Raw genomic sequence first — 16,298 nt, 5'->3', positions numbered from 1 at the left:
GTCGCTCGAGCTGGGACGCGGCCGACCACAATGATGTGGTCATCGCTGCAGCTTGGAGCATCGCGGCGACCGCGCGGCTCGGCGGCGGGGTTGTAGTCTGAGGCGATCATGGACGACCCTCCGTCTTCGACGTCAGAGCCAGCCCACGCAGCGCCCGCCCACCGGCGCGCGCCGGTGGTGCCCGCGGAGGGTGAGCATCGATGAGCGCCGAATGGTGGCTGCTCATCGCAGGCGTCGTCCTCACGATCGGAACCGGCCTCTTCGTCGCGAGCGAGTTCGCGCTCGTCAACCTCGACCGTCACGAGCTCGAGGCCCGCCAGGGCAAGGGCGAGACGATGCTCGGCCCCACCATCCGGGCGCTCAAGGTCACCTCCACGCACCTCTCGGCCGCCCAGCTCGGCATCACGCTCACCACGCTGCTCGCCGGCTTCACGCTCGAGCCCGCGTTCAGCACCTGGCTGCGGCCGCTGTTCGGCGGGTGGGGCGTCCCGGAGCGCACGGCGGGCGTGATCGCGACCGTCGTCGCCGTCGCGGTCGCGACCCTGCTGTCGATGATCATCGGCGAGCTCGTGCCGAAGAACTTCGCGATGGCGCTGCCGCGACAGACCGCGAAGCTCGTCATCCCCTTCCAGATCGTGTTCACGACGGTCTTCAAGCCCTTCGTGGCGCTGCTCAACGGCACCGCGAACGCGGTGCTGCGGGCGATCGGCATCGAGCCGAAGGAGGAGCTCAGCTCGGCGCGCACCGCCGACGAGCTCAAGAGCCTCGTGCGCCGCTCGGCGAGCGAGGGCGCCCTCGACCGCGACACGGCGGCCCTGCTCGCCCGCACCCTGGCGTTCTCCGAGCACATCGCGGCCGACGTGATGACCCCGCGCCCGCGCCTCGAGGCCGTCGAGCGCACCGACACCGCGGAGACCGTGATCGAGCTCGCCCGCCGCACCGGCTACTCGCGGTTCCCGGTGGTCGACGACGGACCCGACGACATCGTGGGCGTCGTGCACGTCAAGCAGGCGGTCGCCGTGCCCCGGGATCGGCGCGCCCAGGTGCCGGTGTCCGCGCTGCAGACCGAGGCGCTGCGAGTTCCCGAGACGATGACCCTCGACACCCTGCTCGGCGAGCTGCGGGCGCGCAGCTTCCAGCTCGCGGTGGTCGTGGACGAGTACGGCGGCACCGCGGGGGTCGCGACCCTCGAGGACCTCGTCGAGGAGCTCGTCGGCGAGGTCTCCGACGAGCACGACCGCTCGCGCGCCGGGGTCGTGCGCAGCCGCGACTGGCTCACCTTCCCCGGGGCGCTGCGTCCCGACGAGCTCGTCGAGCGGGCGGGAGTCGTGGTTCCCGAGGACGGCGCCTACGAGACCGTCGCAGGCTTCGTGATGAGCGAGCTCGGTCGGCTCGCCGCGGTGGGCGACGAGGTGGCGCTCCCGGCGGGCGTGCTCCGGGTCGAGCGCATGGACGGTCGCCGCATCGACCGGCTGCGCTTCACCCCGCACACCGAGGAAGCGGATGCGGACGTCGCCGATCGGCCGGGGCGGGAGGTGCGGCCGTGAGCGCATCCGACTGGTGGGGCATCGCGTGGCTCTTCATCCTGCTGGCCGTCAACGCCTTCTTCGTGGCGGCCGAGTTCGCGGTGATCTCGGCGCGCCGCTCGCAGATCGAGCCGCGCGCCGAGGCCGGGTCCCGGGCCGCGAAGACGGCGCTCTGGGCGATGGAGCACGCGACCCTCATGCTCGCCACCAGCCAGTTGGGCATCACGGTGTGCTCGCTGCTCATCCTCAACGTCTCGGAGCCCGCCATCCACCACCTGCTCGCGGTTCCGCTCGAGCTCACCGGATGGTCGGCCGAGGTGGTGGCGACGGTCGCGTTCATCGTGACGCTCGTGCTCGTGTCGTTCCTGCATGTGGTGTTCGGCGAGATGGTGCCGAAGAACCTGTCGTTCTCGGTGCCGGATCGCGCGGTGCTGCTGCTCGCGACGCCGCTCGTCGCGGTCGCCACGGTGTTCCGTCCGGTGATCCGCGCGCTCAACGCGACCGCCAACGGCGCCCTGCTGCTGTTCGGCGTGCAGCCGAAGAACGAGGCGACGAGCGCGTTCACCGTGGAGGAGGTGGAGACGATCGTGCGCACCTCGACGCGCGAGGGCGTGCTCACCGATGCGACCGGCACCCTCAGCAACGCCTTCGAGTTCACGACCAAGAAGGTCAAGGACGTCGCGGTCGGGATGACCGAGCTCGTGACGCTTCCCGAGGATGCCGCCCCGGTCGACGTGGACCGGGCGGTCGCCCAGCACGGCTTCAGCCGCTACGTGCTCGTCGACGAGGGCGGCGAGCCGAGCGGCTACATCCACCTCAAGGACGTGCTCGACCTCGACGACGACGAGTACGGCGAGCCGGTGCCCCCCAAGCGCATCCGCCAGCTCATCTCGCTCTACCGCGAGATGGAGCTCGAGGACGCCCTCACGACGCTGCGTCGGGCCGGCAGCCACGTCGCGCGGGTGTTCGACGAGCACGGCGCGACGCGCGGGGTGCTGTTCCTCGAGGACATCATCGAGGAGCTCGTGGGCGAGGTGCAGGACGCCACCCGGCGCGAGTAGCTCCTCCGGCTCCTTCGCTCCTAGCTCCAGCGCGCTCTGAGGTACTGCGGCGGCCAGTAGTCGAGCTCGACGCCCAGCTCGTGCGCGGCGCGCAGCGGCAGGTGCGGGTCGCGCAGGAACTCGCGGCCGATGAGCACCGCGTCGGCGCGCCCCTCCCGGATCACCGCATCCGCCTGGGCGCCCGTGGTGATGAGGCCGACCGCCGCGGTGGGCACCACGGCCGCGGCGCGCACGTGCTCCGCGAACGGCACCTGGTAGCCGGGCCCGACCGGGATGCGCACCCCCGCGACGAGGCCGCTCGTGGAGATGTCGAACAGGTCGGCACCCGCCTCACGCGCCCAGCCGGCGACCGTCGCGGTCTGGTCCTGATCCCAGCCGCCCTCGGCCCAGTCGGTCGCCGAGAAGCGCACGAGCAGGGGCAGCTCGGGTCCGACCGCGGCCCGCACGGCCCGGACCACCTCGAGCAGCAGCCGGGCGCGGTTCTCGAGCGGTCCCCCGAAGGCGTCGGTGCGGAGGTTCGCAAGCGGGGAGAGGAACTGATGCAGCAGATAGCCGTGGGCGGCGTGGAGCTCGATGAGCGCGAACCCCGCCTCGACGGCGCGCACGGCGGCCGCGGCGAAGGCCGCGACCACGAGCGGCAGCTCCTCCGCGTCGAGCGCGCGCGGCTCGGCATAGCCCTCGAAGGCGATCGCCGAGGGCGCGACGGTCGGCCAACCGCCCTCCTCGAGGGGCACCGAGCCGTGCCGCTCGTCGCCCCACGGCGAGAAGGTGGACGCTTTGCGCCCGGCGTGCGCCAACTGGATGCCGGGCACGGCTCCCTCGGCGCGGATGAACGCCGCGATGCGCCGCCACGCCTCGGCCTGCTCGTCGTTCCAGATGCCGGTGTCCTCGGGCGAGATCCGTCCCTCGGGGACCACCGCGGTGGCCTCCGCGATGACGAGTCCCGCGCCGCCCCGCGCGAAGGAACCGAGGTGCACGAGGTGCCAGTCGGTGGGTACGCCGTCGCGGGCGAGCGCCGAGTACTGGCACATGGGCGCCACCCAGAGCCGGTTGCGCAGCGTGGTGGATCGTACGGTGATCGGGTCGAACAGACCGGGCATCACGCCTCCCGGGCGAGGGTTTCGAGGAACTCCCGGAGGCCGTGCACCCCGGTGAAGACGTGCCCGGTCGCCCCGAGGGCGGTGGCGCCCTCCACGTTGGCGGGCTTGTTGTCGATGAACACGAGCTGGGAGGCATCGATTCCCAGCTCGGCGATCACGTGGCGATAGATCGCGGGCTCGGGCTTGAGCAGGCCGAGCTCTGCGCTCACGAACACCTTCTCGAACACGGTCGCGATCGGCGAGTTGCGGAACGGGTCGCCGAAGTCGAAGCCCGCATTCGACAGCAGTGCGGTGCGGGTGCCGCCGGCGTGCAGTTCGGCGATGAGCTCGACCGTGCCGGGCTCGACGCTGATCCAGCTGCGGAAGTCGATCGCCCACAGGCGCTGGATGGTGGGCAGATCCCAGCTGGCGCCGAGGTCGGCGGCGACCGCGTTCCAGTACGCGACGACCCGGAGCTCGCCCCGGTCGAGAGCGTCGCGATGCCGCCAGTACACCGGCCAGAAGTCGGCCGCCTCCTGGGATGCCGTGCCGAGCAGGGCGAGGCGGTCGTGCTCGCTCTGCGACATCGAGATCACCTCGCCGTAGTCGAAGACGACGACACGGCCGGGGATGCTGATGCTCACGTCGCCAAACTATCGTGGCGGCATGGACGCTCTGTTCGGCCCGGAGGACGCGGCGGCGTGGATCGCGGTACCGGGTCCCGACGACGACAAGTACTCGCGCGGCGTGCTCGGCTTCGTGACCGGCTCGGCGCGGTATCCGGGTGCTGCGGTGCTCGGCGTCGAGGCCGCGCTGCGCACCGGTGTCGGGATGGTGCGCTACCTCGGGGCGGGTCGTCCGACGCGGCTCGTGCTGCAGCGTCGCCCCGAAGCCGTGACCGCCCCGGGGCGCGTGCAGGCCTGGGTGGTCGGCTCCGGACACGACGGCGGCTCGCTCGACCAGTTGACGGCCGCGGCGCTCGACGCCGCACTGGCCGACCCGGTCCCCACGGTGCTCGACGCGGGGGCGCTCGAACGGGTCACCCGGTCGACGGGTCTCCGGGTGCTCACGCCGCACGCGGGCGAGCTCGGCCGGCTGCTCGACCGCGAACGCGAGGAGGTGCTCGCGGATCCGGCGGGTGCCGCGCGCGAGGCGGCCGAGCGTTTCTCGGCGGTCGTGCTGCTCAAGGGGCACACGAGCCATGTCGCCGACCCGTCGGGCGGGGTGCTGCGCGTGCAGTCCGCGCCGAGCTGGACGGCGACGGCGGGCGCGGGGGATGCGCTCGCCGGCGTGCTGGGGGCGCTGCTCGCGACCCACGCACACGGATTGGCTGCGAATCCCGGGGCGGTCGCGCCGATCGCCGCCGCCGCGGCCGTCGTCCACGGGCTCGCCGCGCGGCGCGCGAGCAGGGGCGGACCCTTCACGGTGCTCGACCTCTGCGCCGAGCTGCCGGCCGTGATCCGCGAGCTGCTGGGCGGTTAGCGCGGCATCCGGGCGAGGAACTCCCGGGTCCGCGGTTCCCGTGGCGCGCCGAAGAGCTCCGCGGGCGGGCCCTCCTCGACGACGACCCCGCCGTCGAGGAACAGCACCCGGTGGGCGACGTCTCGCGCGAACGCCATCTCGTGGGTCGCCATGAGGATGGTCGCGCCGTCGGCCGCGAGCTCGCGCACGAGATCCAGCACCTCGCCGACGAGCTCCGGATCGAGGGCGCTCGTGATCTCGTCGAACAGCAGCACCTCAGGGTCGGTCGCGATCGCCCGCACGATGGCGGCGCGCTGCTGCTGCCCGCCCGAGAGGCGATCCGGGTGCTCCTTCGCCTTGTCGGCGAGCCCGATGCGTTCGAGCAGCGCCATCCCGCGCTCCTCCGCCACGCGCCGCGACGTGCCGTGCACGAGCCGTGCCGCGAGGGTCACGTTGTCGAGCACCGACAGATGGGGGAAGAGGTTGTAGTGCTGGAAGACGATCCCGAACCGCGCACGGACGCGGTCGGCCTTGACCCGCGGGTCGGAGATGTCGTCGTCGCCCAGCAGGATCCGGCCGTCGTCGATCGGCTCCAGCAGGTTGAGGCAGCGCAGCAAGGTCGACTTGCCGGAACCGCTCGGCCCGATGAGGGCCACCACCTCGTGCGCCGCGAGCTCGAGCGAGATCCCGCGCAGCACCTCGCGCTCTCCGAAGGACTTCCAGACCTCGGTGGCGGCCAGCAGCGCGCTCATACGATCGACCCCATCTGCTCGCGGTCGCGCAGGCGCGCGGTGTACCAGTCGGTGAGGCGGATGGTGGGGATCGCGAGCAGGATGAACAGCACCCCCGCGACGATGTAGGGCGTGAAGTTGTAGCTCTGCGAGGCCGCGTTCTGGGCCGCGCGCACGGCGTCGACGGCACCCAGGATCGACACGAGGCCGACATCCTTCTGCATCGAGAGGAAGTCGTTCATGAGCGGCGGTGCGATCTTGCGCACCGCCTGCGGCAGCACGATGCGTCCCAGGGTCTGCACGTAGCCGAGCCCGAGGGCGCGCGCGGCGAGCCGCTGCGAGGGGTGCACGGCCTCGATCCCGGCCCGGATCACCTCGGCGACGTAGGCCGAATAGGTGAGGGTGATGGCGAGCACGCCCAGCACGATCGGGGGGAAGCGCGTGTTCGTGATGGTCGGGATGCCGTAGCCGACGATGTACAGCACGATCACGAACGGCAGCCCGCGGAACAGGTCGGTGTATGCCGCAGCCGCGATGCGCACCGGGAAGAACACGGGGCCGCGCAGGGTGCGCAAGGTGGCGATGACGAGTGCGACCGCGCCCACCGTGACGACCGAGATGGCGAGCACCTGCAGGTTGAAGAGGAAGCCGTCCCAGATCTTCGACAGGTACTCGAGCGCGATGGCCGGGTCGAGGAAGAACCGCTGGACGGCGGCCCAGCCTTCGGTGTTGACGACCGTCGCCCAGACGACGACCGCCAGCACGATCGTCGAAGCCGCGGCGATCAGCACCGAACGGGTCTGCTGCCGACGCCGGTAGGCGCGACGTTCGACCTCGAGCCGGCTCACCCCACGGGGGGCGGGCCGGCTCGAGGTCGGAGGCGGGGAACTCACGTGGCGACGCTAGCGCGTTGTCACTTCAGCAGGGCGACACCCTGCCCCGAGCCGAGCCACTTGTCGGTGATCTCGGCGAGCTTGCCGCTGTCGCGGAGCGCGTCGAGGGCCGCCGTCACCTTCGCGGTCAGCGGCGAGTCCTTCGCGAGCAGCAGGCCCCACTCGTCGGGCACGCCGGCGCCGGGCAGCTCGCCCACGATGAACGAGTTCTCGATGTAGACGCCCGTCGCGTAATAGGCGGTGGGCAGGTCGAGCACGAGCGCGTCGATCTGGTTCGCCTGGAGGGCCGCCACGGCGTCCTCGTTGGAGTTGTAGAGCAGCGGCTCGACGTTCGGCTTCACGGCCTCCTCGATCGTGGTCGCGCTCGTGGAGCCGGCCATCGCGCCCAGCACGAGGTCCTGCAGGCCCGCGATCGAGTCCACGCCGTCGGCCTTGCCGCCCGAGATGGCGACGACCGCCTGGCTGGCCGAGTAGTACGGCGAGGAGAAGTCGACGGCCTGCTTGCGCTCGTCGGTGATCGTGTACTGCTGGATGTTGAAGTCGAAGCTCTTCGGGCCGGGCGCGATCGCCGACTCGAAGCTCGTGCGCACCCACACGACATCCTCGGGCGCGAAGCCGAGCTCCTCCGCGACGGCGTAGGCGACGGCGGCCTCGAAGCCCTCGCCCGACTCCGGCTTGTCGTCGATCACGTACGGGAAGTAGGCGGTCTCGCCGGTCGCGACCGTGAGCTTGCCGGGGGTGACGTAGCCCTCGTCCACGGCGGGGCCGGCGGACGGGGCGTCGGGGGTGCTCGCGCAGGCCGCGAGGCTCAGGGCGATCGCGGTCGCCGAGGCCACGGCGGCCAGGCGGACAGTGATTCGGGACATGCTGCCTCCAGAACAAACAGGTGTTGGGATCCTTCGATCTTCTCCTGTCCCGGCCCCAGGCGCCGGGCCGCGCGTCATCCGGTGTCATCGGCCCCGGTACGCTGGAATCCATGACGGATGCGGCGGTCGGCACCCGCGTCCGCGCCCGGATCGCCTCGGTGCTGACGCATCCCGCGGTGCTGTGGGGCGCCTTCGTGGTCGTGCATCTCGTGCTCGGACTGATCTGCCTCGTGTCGCCGAGCCTCCCGATGGGCGACGTCACGCTCGTCTACGCGTTCTGGATGCATCAGGGCATCGACGCGGGCGTCTGGGTCGGGATCGACACGGCGTGGGTGTATCCGCTGCTCGCGATCCTGCCGATGGCCGCCTCGGCCGTGTTCGGGTGGACCTTCTACGCGAGCACCTGGCTGACCTTGGCGATGGCGATCGACGCGGTGGCGTTCGCCGTGCTGCTGCATCGGGGGCGCCCGGGCCGTGCGACGGCTCCTGCGGCCTGGTGGTGGCTGCTGTTCCTGCTCGCCCTCGGGCCCGTCGCCCTCGGACGCATCGACACCTTCGCGACCGCGGTGTCGATCGTCGGGGTGCTCGTGATCGTCGCGCGCCCGGCACTCGGCGGTGTGCTGCTCGCGGTGGCGGCGTGGGTCAAGGTGTGGCCGGCGGCGCTGGTGGCCGCGGCGGTCCTGGCGTTGCGCAGTCGCCTCACGGTGCTCACCGCCGCGTTCGCGACGAGCGCCGTCGTGCTGCTCGTCGGCCTCATCCTCGGGGGCGGCGCGAGCCTGTTCAGCTTCGTGACCCAGCAGAGCGGACGCGGCCTGCAGGTCGAGTCGCCGCTCGCGACGGTCGCCATGTGGACCGCGTGGGCCGGCGGCGGCACCTCGATCTACTACGACCACGAGATCCTCACCTACCAGCTGCGCGGCCCGGGTACCGAGCTCGCGGCGGCGCTGTCCACCCCCCTGCTCGTGCTCGCGGTGCTCGGGGTCGGGGTGCTGGGGTTCGTCGCCGTGCGACGCGGCCGCCCCACGGCCGAGCTGCTGCCGGCGCTGTTCCTCGCCCTCACGGTCGCGCTCATGCTGTTCAACAAGGTCGGTTCGCCCCAGTTCGCCGGGTGGCTCGCCGCGCCGATCCTCTTCGGGCTCGTCGCCGCACGGCTCGAGGGCGGTCGCGGCTTCCGCACTCCCGCCGTGCTCGCGGTGCTCATCGGCGCGTTCACCCAGCTCGTCTACCCGTACCTGTACGGGAAGCTTCTCGGCCTCGACACGGTTCTCCTCATCGCGCTCAGCGCACGCAACGTGCTCTACCTCGTGCTGTTCGTCTGGGCGATCGCCGCGCTCATCGACACCATCCGAACGGAACCCGCCCTCTCGTGACCGACCTCGCCCCGCCCCTCTCCCCGGCACGCACCCGTCTCGCCCTCCTGGCGCTCGCCCTGGGCGGCTTCGGCATCGGCTCGACCGAGTTCGTCGCGATGGGGCTGCTGCCGCAGATCGCCCAGGACCTGCTGCCGGACGCCTGGGCGCACGCGCAGGACGACGCGATCGCGCAGGGCGGCGTGATGATCGCCGCGTACGCGCTCGGCGTGGTCGTGGGCGCTCCCACGATCGCGGTGTTCGCGGCCCGCCTGCCGCGCCGCACCATCCTGCTGGGTCTGACGGTCGCGTTCACCATCGGGACGATCGCCTCGGCGCTCGCCCCGACCTTCGCCCTCGTGGTGATGTTCCGGTTCATCGCGGCGCTCCCGCACGGCGCGTACTTCGGCATCGCCGCACTCGTGGCCGCCCGGCTGATGGGACCCGGCAAGCGCGGTCAGGGCGTGGCGCTCGTGCTCTCGGGTCTCACGATCGCGAACGTCGTCGGCGTGCCGCTCATCACCGCGCTGGGGCAGAACGCCGGATGGCGGGCCGCCTATCTCGTCGTCGCGGCGATCTTCGCCGCCGCGGTCGTCGCCATCCGCCTCACGGTTCCGATCCAGCCCGGCGACCCCGAGGCCACCCCGCGCCGCGAACTCGGGGCCTTCCGGCGCCCCGCCGTGTGGCTCGCGCTGCTCACCGGCTCGATCGGATTCGCCGGGTTCTTCGCCGTCTACAGCTATGTCGCCCCGCTCACGACGGAGGTGACCGGACTGCCCGCCGCCATCGTGCCGTGGGCGCTCGTGACGCTCGGAGTCGGCATGACGGTCGGCAACATCATCGGCGGCTGGGCGGCCGACCGCGGCGTGCTCCGGGCGCTGTTCCTCAGCTTCGGGGTGTTCGCGCTCATGCTCGTCGGACTGGCGCTCACCGCGCAGCATCCGGCGGGTCTGTTCGGCTTCCTGTTCGGAGTGGGGGTCGCGGCCTCGGCCCTCTCGCCGACCATCCAGACCCGTCTCATGGATGTCGCGGGCGACAGCCAGACGCTCGCCGCCGCGGTCAACCACTCCGCGCTCAACATCGGGAACGCCCTCGGGGCGTTCCTCGGCGGCGCGGTCATCGCGGCGGGCTGGGGCTACCTCGCGCCCACCTGGCTGGGCCTCGTGCTGTGCGCCCCCGGCATCCTCATCGCCGCGACCGGCGCCTGGATCACGAGCCGTCCGGTTCGTGGCGCAGCGGGAGCCGTGACCGCGTAGCGGGGGGCGTTTCTCCCGCCGCAGGGTCGCGGCTCCAGCCGCGCCATGGGCCCGGGGTCAGAAGGAGCCGGTGGGGGTGTCCTGGATGAGGATGCCGTCCTGGATGGCGCGGCGTCGCAGCGCGACCTTGGTGCCCACGTCGATGCCGGCCACCCGGTACTTCTCCCGGATGCGCTTGAGGTAGCTCTTGGCCGTCTCCTCGGAGATGCCCAGCTGGTAGGCGACCGCCTTGACCGGCTCGCCGCCGCCGTAGAGCGCCATCACCCGGCGCTCCTGAGCGGAGAGCTTCGGCGCCCCGCCGATGTCGGCCGCGTTGATCGCGAGGTCGAGCTCTGCGGAGACGAAGCTCTCGCCCTGCGACGCGGCGCGGATCGCCTCGACGATCATCTCGGCATCCTCCGTCTTCACGAGGTAGCCGAGCGCGCCGGCGGCGAGCGCCTCGCGCACGACGTTGGGCTCCGAGTACGTGCTCATGAGCACGACGCGCACCGAACTCGCCTTGAGGGCCGAGATCTTCACGGCGACGGGGATGTTGTCCTTGAGGTCGAGGTCGAGCAGCACCACGTCGACGGGGAAGCTCGGGTGCGTGAGCAGCTCGGGCCAGCTGGAGAGCTCGGCGACCACGTCGATCTCGTCCGTCGCGCTGCGGATCCAGTTGGCGAGTCCGCTCAGGATCATGCGGTGGTCATCGACGACGGCGAGTCGGATGGGGGCTGCCATGGGCGCCTCTCCTTCGGTGGCTGGGGGGTCAGACGTCGGCGGGGTTGTCGACGAGCGCCTCGATGTCGACACGCAGACTTCCACCCTCGGTGGAGTCAGAGTAGCGCCCGACCCGACCGAGTGCGGCCCAGATCGACGGATCGACACGATTGCGGCGGATACCGGTGCTCGTGATCGCGATCGGCACGAGGATCTTGCGGTCGGTGCGCGGGGTCGTCGCGGGCGCGACGGGACCGATCTGCACCGTGACGGCGCGGTTCGGGTTGGTCTTCTTGCGGGTGTCGCTCACGAGCAGCCAGGCCGTCGAGAGCAGGCCGTCGCGCTGGGCGGGGTCGAGGAGGCCGGCGAGTGCCGACTTGTCGACGAGCGTGACCGACTTGCCGAGCATCTCGGATTCGCTGATCGCGTGGTACAGCCAGGTCTCACGGCGGCCCTCGATGAGGTGCAGCCGCAACTCGGTCGCGAGCGATGCGGCGATCGAGGCCGTCTTCGGCGTGAGAGGCAGCGCGGTCTTCTTGGTGGCGATCGAGTCGAGGAGGCGCTCCGCCGCGAGGTCGAGGCGTGCGAGCTCCTCGGAGGCGAGCATGCCGACGGCGAAGCGGGGGGCCGACACGTTGCTCTGCACGAGCACCCGGTCGAGCTCGAGCTGCACCATCCGCCGGTACCCGCTCACGACGACGACGCCGATGACGGCGGGCAGCACGGCGAAGGCGACGACCGACAGCAGCGGTGCGAGATGGTCCGCGTCGAAGGGGGTTCCCGGCGGGGTGTCGAGGAACATCGCGACCGCGAGGGCGACGCCGAGCACGCCGGCCGCGGTCAGCACCTCCGCCGCGCCGCGCTGGGTCACCACGAGCAGCAGCGCCATGCCCGCCGCGGTCGCCGCGGTGAGGGTGCGTCCGGGGTCGCCGAGATCCCAGACGGCGACGAAGTCGAGGGCGACCGTCGTCGCGAGTCCGCCGAGCACGAGGATGAAGGCCCAGGTCGGCATCCGGTCCCCGCCGAGGCGGGTGCCGATGATGGTGCCGACGATCACCACGATCAGCACCCCCCAGGCGCTCGCGGCGGCTCCGGGGAGCGGGTAGCGATCCCACAGCAGAATGAACCAGCTGAGCCCGTAGACCGCGCGCAGCACGACGAGGATGTCGGCGCCGAGCGCCAGGAAGGAGCCGCCGAGGCTGGGGCGCGCGCCCGCGTGACCCAGTTTGCGCGCCGTCTTGGACACGGCACGCGCGGCGTTGCCGACGATGATGCCGAGGGTGTTCTCCTCGGGGAGCCCTGCCGTCATCGGGGCACCTCCAGCACGACCGTGGTGCCCGCGCCGGGGGACGAGAACAGCCGCGCGTTGCCTCCCACATCCCGCAGCCGCGCCACGACCGACTCCGCGAAGCCGAGCTTCGCCTCGTCGATGTCGGCGATGTCGAAACCGACGCCCGCGTCGGTCACCATCGCGCGGACCGTGGTGTCGTCGTCGGTGATGGTGACGTGGGCCTGGGTCACCCCCGAGTGGCGGCGCACGTTCTCGAGGCATTCGGCGAGGGCGAGGAGGAAGGCGTCGAGCACTTCGCTCGGCAGCAGCACCTGCCCGGTGCCGTGCCAGCTCACCTCGAGCCCCATCCGCCCGAAGCGCTGTTTCACGGATTCGAGGGTGCGTCCGAGCACCGGCTCCGACTCGCCGCCGGAGCCGAGCTGGTAGCTGCCCGACGACTGCGGGTTGGGGGTCGAGCCGAGCCGCAACTGGCGGAGCAGGCGCGCATCGTCGGCGGCCTGCTGGCGCAGCGCCTCGGGGGTGACCCCGACGCCGGAGTGGGCGAGCAGGGTGAGGGTGGCGAGCACGGTGTCGTGCAGCAGCCGCGCGGACTGCCGACGTTGCGCCTCGAGCTCGCTCGCCTGGCGCTCGGCGCGGTGGGCGCGGCCGATGCTCGCGATGCGCTTGCTCACCTGCGGTACCCCGCCCGACACCCACATGCCGATCGCCGCGGTGAGGATCCAGCCGAGCAGCAGCAGCGCGCCGGTGCGCAGCGGCTCCTGCGAGGCGGAGGTGAGCCAGAGGGAGACGGCGGTGACGCCGACGAAGGCGAGCCCGAGGCTCAGCACGCGACCGACCGTCCCGGTGAGGACGATCGCGACCGAGGCGAGCGCTCCCGACAGCAGCAGCTGCAGCGCCGTCATCCCGCCCTCGCCGACCGCCGCGGAGCCGCCCGCGGTCGCGAGGGCCACGACGCCGAGTCCTGCGGCGAGCGGGACGATGATCCAGACCGGGTTCCGGGAGACCCCGAGGGCGAATTGGCTTCCCGCGAGCACGAGGAGCAGGCCGATCCCGCCCCACAGGGCGAGCGGGCCGTCGACGGCGCCGGGGAGCACGTAGCAGGCGGCGGCGACGGCGGTGAAGCTCAGGCCGTAGATGCGCGCAGCGCGTTGCAGCACGCGGTCGCGTTCCTTGGCGATCAGATCCATCGCGCACTCCACCCCGCGGGTGACCGGGGCCTCCTCGGACCCATCGTGGCATGCCCGATCCCCCGAACGGGGGTGCCACGCCCGAGCCGTGCCGCGATCAGGCCTCGAGCAGCCGTTCGAGCTCCGCGCTCACGAGCGCATTCTCGATGAGGAAGGCGTCATGGCCGAACGGGGAGGAGATCACGACGGGCTCGGGACCGCTCAGGCTGTTCGGGATGCCGCGCGCGATGATCTGCTGACCGGGCACCGGGAACAGCCGATCGGAGTCGACGCCGAGCACGAGCCCGAGCCCCGTCGCACGGGCGAGGGCGGCGCTCACCCCGTCGCGATCGCGCCCGACGTCGTGCGAGTTCATGGCGTCCACGAGCACGAGGTAGCTGTTGGCGTCGAAGCGTCGGGTGAATTTGTTGCCGTGGAAGTCGAGGTAGCTCTCGACCGCGAAGCGGCCGCCGCCCCCCATGGGATTGATCCCGCTCTGCCAGCTGCGGGCGAAGCGGTCGTCGAGCTCGGTGGGGGAGCGGTAGTTGAGCAGCGCCATCCGCCGCGCGAGCGCGAGGCCCGCATGCGGACCCTCGCCGTCCTCCGCGTTGTAGTAGTCGCCGCCGGCGAAGGCGGGATCCATGCGGATGGCCTCCGACTGCACGGAGTTGAGCGCGATCTGGTCGGCGGAGGAGAACGGGGGAGCCGCGAGCACGGCGAACCGCTCCACCCGCTCCGGATGGGTGATCGCCCACTCGAGGCTCTGCATGCCGCCCATCGACCCGCCGATGACGGCCGCCCAGCGCCGGATGCCGAGCGCATCGCTCAGCCGCCGCTGCGCCTCGACCTGGTCGCGGATGGTGAGGTAGGGGAAGCGCGAACCCCACTCGACGCCGTCGGGCGCGACCGATGCCGGTCCGGTCGAGCCCTGGCAGCCGCCGAGCATGTTGGGCGCGACGACGAACCAGCGCTCGGGATCGAGCACCTTGCCCGCGCCGACGAGCCCCGACCACCAGCCGGCGGTGGGATGGCCGTTGCCGGGCGGGCCGACGAGGTGGCTGTCGCCGGTGAGGGCGTGCAGGACGAGCACGGCGTTGTCGCCCGCCGCGTTGAGGGTGCCCCAGGTCTCGTAGGCGATCGTGACGGCCGGGAGCGTTCCCCCGCGCTCGAACTCGAGGGGGCCGAGCTGCTCGAACAGGCGGTCACCGGGGTCGTCGCCGATCCGCCAGGCGCCGGAGGCGGGCGGCTTCGCCGAGATGGCGCGCCGGTTGGACTCGGTGACGAACGCGGAGGGCACCGCGTCTTCGAGTGTCTGCCAGTCCATCCCGCCCATTCTTCCGCGCCGATCGACTGTGTTACACGCGCGCGCCGGAGCGTGGAGCGCAGAGCGTTACCGTGGCCGCGGCGCCGGCGGCCTTTCCGGCCGGCGGAACGACAGCGCCCCGCCGGGTACCCGGCGGGGCGCTGTCGTGCTGTGCGGCCTTATGCGTTGGCGTTGGCGGCGACGACGCGGCGTGCCGCGTCGAAGCCGGACTGCAGGTCGGCCTTGAGGTCGTCGATGTTCTCGAGCCCGACCGAGAGGCGCACGAGGCCGGGGGTGACGCCGGCGGTGAGCTGCTGCTCGGGCGTGAGCTGCGAGTGCGTGGTCGACGCGGGGTGGATGATGAGGCTGCGCACGTCGCCGATGTTGGCGAGGTGGCTGAACAGGCTCACGTTGTCGACGAGGGTGCGGCCCGCGTCGACGCCCCCCTTGAGCTCGAAGGAGAGCACCGCACCGACGCCCTTCGGGGCGTACTTGTTGGCTGCGGCGTACCAGGGGCTCGAGGGGAGGCCCGAGTAGTTGACCGAGGCGACATCCGGGTGGTTCTCGAGCCACTCCGCGATCTCCTGGGCGTTCTGCACGTGGCGCTCCACCCGGATCGACAGGGTCTCGATGCCCTGGATGAGCGAGAAGGCGCTGTCGGGCGAGATCGCGGCACCGAGGTCGCGCAGCAGCTGCACGCGCGCCTTGATGATGTAGGCGATCCCGTCGCCGAGCACGGTCGTGTAGCTGGCGCCGTGGTACGAGGGGTCGGGCTCGGTGAGGCCGGGGAACTTGTCGACGTTCTTCGACCACTCGAAGGTTCCGCCGTCGACGATCACGCCGCCGATGACCGTGCCGTGGCCGCCGAGGAACTTGGTGGCCGAGTGCACGACGATGTCGGCGCCGTGCTCGAAGGGCCGGATGAGGTACGGGGTCGCGATCGTGTTGTCCACGATGAGCGGCACGCGGTTCTCGTGGGCGACCTCGGCGACGAGCTCGATGTCGAGCACGTTGATCTTGGGGTTGCCGACCGTCTCCGCGAAGAAGAGCTTCGTGTTGGGGCGGACCGCCGCGCGCCACTCCTCGGCGTCGTCCTGGTTCTCGACGAAGGTCGTCTCGATGCCGAGCTTGGCGAGCGTGTACTTGAAGAGGTTGTAGGTGCCGCCGTAGATCGAGCTCGACGAGACGATGTGGTCGCCGGCCTGCGCGATGTTGAGCACCGCGAAGGTCTCGGCCGCCTGGCCGGAGGCGACCAGCAGGGCGGCGGTGCCGCCTTCGAGCGCCGCGACGCGCTCCTCGACGACCGCCTGGGTCGGGTTCTGGATGCGGGTGTAGATGTTGCCGAACTCGGCGAGCGCGAAGAGGTTCTTCGCGTGGTCCGCGTTGTTGAACACGTACGAGGTGGTCTTGTAGATCGGGGTGGCCCGCGCATTGGTGACCGGGTCGGGGGCGGCGCCCGAGTGGATCTGCTTGGTCTCGAACTTCCAGTCCGACATGGATGCTCCTCGCTCGGCGATTCGGGTGTGGGCCGGGCGTGCGCCCGCTCCCTGCGGAACGATACGTCGGGCCTCGAAGGGCGGCAATCCGTCTCGACATGGGGCGTCACATCGTCGGCGG

Annotated in this window: 15 protein-coding genes; 5 read left to right on the top strand and 10 right to left on the bottom strand. The window is 71.6% G+C overall.

What is annotated here, in order from left to right:
- The first annotated feature begins 200 nt into the window (after nucleotides 1-200).
- Both FLP23_RS10655 and FLP23_RS10650 read left to right on the top strand, forming a co-directional pair.
- Entirely contained in the window at nucleotides 201-1,547 is a 1,347-nt protein-coding gene (locus tag FLP23_RS10655; protein WP_149325842.1) for a hemolysin family protein, read from the top strand.
- The gene (locus FLP23_RS10650) at nucleotides 1,544-2,587 is read left to right on the top strand and encodes a hemolysin family protein (protein ID WP_149325841.1); all 1,044 of its coding nucleotides are present in this window, start codon (nucleotides 1,544-1,546) and stop codon (nucleotides 2,585-2,587) included. Before FLP23_RS10655 ends, FLP23_RS10650 begins: the two co-directional genes overlap by 4 nt.
- Before the next feature lie 20 nt (nucleotides 2,588-2,607).
- Here FLP23_RS10650 and FLP23_RS10645 read toward each other — a convergent pair whose 3' ends face one another.
- The gene (locus tag FLP23_RS10645; protein ID WP_149325840.1) at nucleotides 2,608-3,687 is read right to left on the bottom strand and encodes an NADH:flavin oxidoreductase/NADH oxidase; all 1,080 of its coding nucleotides are present in this window, start codon (nucleotides 3,685-3,687) and stop codon (nucleotides 2,608-2,610) included.
- Nucleotides 3,687-4,310, bottom strand: a complete 624-nt coding sequence (locus FLP23_RS10640) for an HAD family hydrolase (RefSeq protein WP_149325839.1) — start codon at nucleotides 4,308-4,310, stop codon at nucleotides 3,687-3,689. Before FLP23_RS10640 ends, FLP23_RS10645 begins: the two co-directional genes overlap by 1 nt.
- Before the next feature lie 22 nt (nucleotides 4,311-4,332).
- Between FLP23_RS10640 and FLP23_RS10635 the strand changes: the two genes are divergently transcribed.
- Nucleotides 4,333-5,148, top strand: coding sequence for an ADP-dependent NAD(P)H-hydrate dehydratase (locus tag FLP23_RS10635; RefSeq protein ID WP_149325838.1), 816 nt, complete (start codon nucleotides 4,333-4,335; stop codon nucleotides 5,146-5,148).
- Here FLP23_RS10635 and FLP23_RS10630 read toward each other — a convergent pair.
- From FLP23_RS10630 to FLP23_RS10620, 3 genes are read right to left on the bottom strand one after another with little or no spacing between them, the layout of a single operon-like run.
- A complete protein-coding gene (locus FLP23_RS10630) occupies nucleotides 5,145-5,879 on the bottom strand; it encodes an amino acid ABC transporter ATP-binding protein (protein WP_149325837.1) in 735 nt (244 codons plus the stop codon). The genes FLP23_RS10635 and FLP23_RS10630 overlap by 4 nt on opposite strands.
- Nucleotides 5,876-6,751, bottom strand: a complete 876-nt coding sequence (locus FLP23_RS10625; protein WP_246139968.1) for an amino acid ABC transporter permease — start codon at nucleotides 6,749-6,751, stop codon at nucleotides 5,876-5,878. Before FLP23_RS10625 ends, FLP23_RS10630 begins: the two co-directional genes overlap by 4 nt.
- Nucleotides 6,752-6,771: 20 nt before the next feature.
- Nucleotides 6,772-7,617, bottom strand: coding sequence for an ABC transporter substrate-binding protein (locus FLP23_RS10620; RefSeq protein WP_149325836.1), 846 nt, complete (start codon nucleotides 7,615-7,617; stop codon nucleotides 6,772-6,774).
- Nucleotides 7,618-7,727: 110 nt separating this feature from the next.
- Between FLP23_RS10620 and FLP23_RS10615 the strand changes: the two genes are divergently transcribed.
- Together FLP23_RS10615 and FLP23_RS10610 are read left to right on the top strand one after the other, a co-directional pair.
- Nucleotides 7,728-8,987 carry a glycosyltransferase 87 family protein gene (locus FLP23_RS10615; RefSeq protein ID WP_149325835.1) on the top strand — a complete coding sequence of 420 codons (1,260 nt, stop codon included), beginning with the start codon at nucleotides 7,728-7,730 and terminating at the stop codon, nucleotides 8,985-8,987.
- A complete protein-coding gene (locus FLP23_RS10610; RefSeq protein WP_246139967.1) occupies nucleotides 8,984-10,222 on the top strand; it encodes an MFS transporter in 1,239 nt (412 codons plus the stop codon). The genes FLP23_RS10615 and FLP23_RS10610 overlap by 4 nt, the downstream gene beginning before the upstream one ends.
- Nucleotides 10,223-10,279: 57 nt before the next feature.
- Here FLP23_RS10610 and FLP23_RS10605 read toward each other — a convergent pair whose 3' ends face one another.
- From FLP23_RS10605 to FLP23_RS10585, 5 genes are all read right to left on the bottom strand, one after another.
- Nucleotides 10,280-10,942, bottom strand: coding sequence for a response regulator transcription factor (locus tag FLP23_RS10605; RefSeq protein ID WP_149325834.1), 663 nt, complete (start codon nucleotides 10,940-10,942; stop codon nucleotides 10,280-10,282).
- A gap of 28 nt (nucleotides 10,943-10,970) precedes the next feature.
- Complete coding sequence (locus tag FLP23_RS10600) at nucleotides 10,971-12,230, bottom strand: hypothetical protein (protein ID WP_149325833.1); 1,260 nt, start codon at nucleotides 12,228-12,230, stop codon at nucleotides 10,971-10,973.
- Nucleotides 12,227-13,399 carry a sensor histidine kinase gene (locus tag FLP23_RS10595; protein WP_149325832.1) on the bottom strand — a complete coding sequence of 391 codons (1,173 nt, stop codon included), beginning with the start codon at nucleotides 13,397-13,399 and terminating at the stop codon, nucleotides 12,227-12,229. The genes FLP23_RS10600 and FLP23_RS10595 overlap by 4 nt, the downstream gene beginning before the upstream one ends.
- A gap of 97 nt (nucleotides 13,400-13,496) precedes the next feature.
- On the bottom strand, nucleotides 13,497-14,702 hold the full coding sequence (gene metX / locus FLP23_RS10590; protein ID WP_149325831.1) for a homoserine O-acetyltransferase MetX: 1,206 nt from the start codon (nucleotides 14,700-14,702) through the stop codon (nucleotides 13,497-13,499).
- 158 nt (nucleotides 14,703-14,860) lie between these two features.
- The gene (locus tag FLP23_RS10585; RefSeq protein ID WP_149325830.1) at nucleotides 14,861-16,177 is read right to left on the bottom strand and encodes a bifunctional o-acetylhomoserine/o-acetylserine sulfhydrylase; all 1,317 of its coding nucleotides are present in this window, start codon (nucleotides 16,175-16,177) and stop codon (nucleotides 14,861-14,863) included.
- Between the last annotated feature and the right edge of the window lie 121 nt (nucleotides 16,178-16,298).

This window comes from Protaetiibacter larvae (genome assembly GCF_008365275.1).
Taxonomy (GTDB): Bacteria; Actinomycetota; Actinomycetes; order Actinomycetales; family Microbacteriaceae; genus Homoserinibacter; species Homoserinibacter larvae.
Note: the sequence above shows the minus strand (reverse complement) of the source record. Positions and strands in the feature narration are given on the sequence as shown.

Bases quoted from the DNA above. Each gene is read 5' to 3' on its own strand.
- FLP23_RS10655 (WP_149325842.1), top strand. From the start codon at position 201: ATGAGCGCCGAATGGTGGCTGCTCATCGCAGGCGTCGTCCTCACGATC.
- FLP23_RS10645 (WP_149325840.1), bottom strand. From the start codon at position 3,687: ATGCCCGGTCTGTTCGACCCGATCACCGTACGATCCACCACGCTGCGC.
- FLP23_RS10635 (WP_149325838.1), top strand. From the start codon at position 4,333: ATGGACGCTCTGTTCGGCCCGGAGGACGCGGCGGCGTGGATCGCGGTA.
- FLP23_RS10630 (WP_149325837.1), bottom strand. From the start codon at position 5,879: ATGAGCGCGCTGCTGGCCGCCACCGAGGTCTGGAAGTCCTTCGGAGAG.
- FLP23_RS10620 (WP_149325836.1), bottom strand. From the start codon at position 7,617: ATGTCCCGAATCACTGTCCGCCTGGCCGCCGTGGCCTCGGCGACCGCG.
- FLP23_RS10615 (WP_149325835.1), top strand. From the start codon at position 7,728: ATGACGGATGCGGCGGTCGGCACCCGCGTCCGCGCCCGGATCGCCTCG.
- FLP23_RS10605 (WP_149325834.1), bottom strand. From the start codon at position 10,942: ATGGCAGCCCCCATCCGACTCGCCGTCGTCGATGACCACCGCATGATC.
- FLP23_RS10600 (WP_149325833.1), bottom strand. From the start codon at position 12,230: ATGACGGCAGGGCTCCCCGAGGAGAACACCCTCGGCATCATCGTCGGC.
- FLP23_RS10595 (WP_149325832.1), bottom strand. From the start codon at position 13,399: ATGGATCTGATCGCCAAGGAACGCGACCGCGTGCTGCAACGCGCTGCG.
- metX (WP_149325831.1), bottom strand. From the start codon at position 14,702: ATGGACTGGCAGACACTCGAAGACGCGGTGCCCTCCGCGTTCGTCACC.
- FLP23_RS10585 (WP_149325830.1), bottom strand. From the start codon at position 16,177: ATGTCGGACTGGAAGTTCGAGACCAAGCAGATCCACTCGGGCGCCGCC.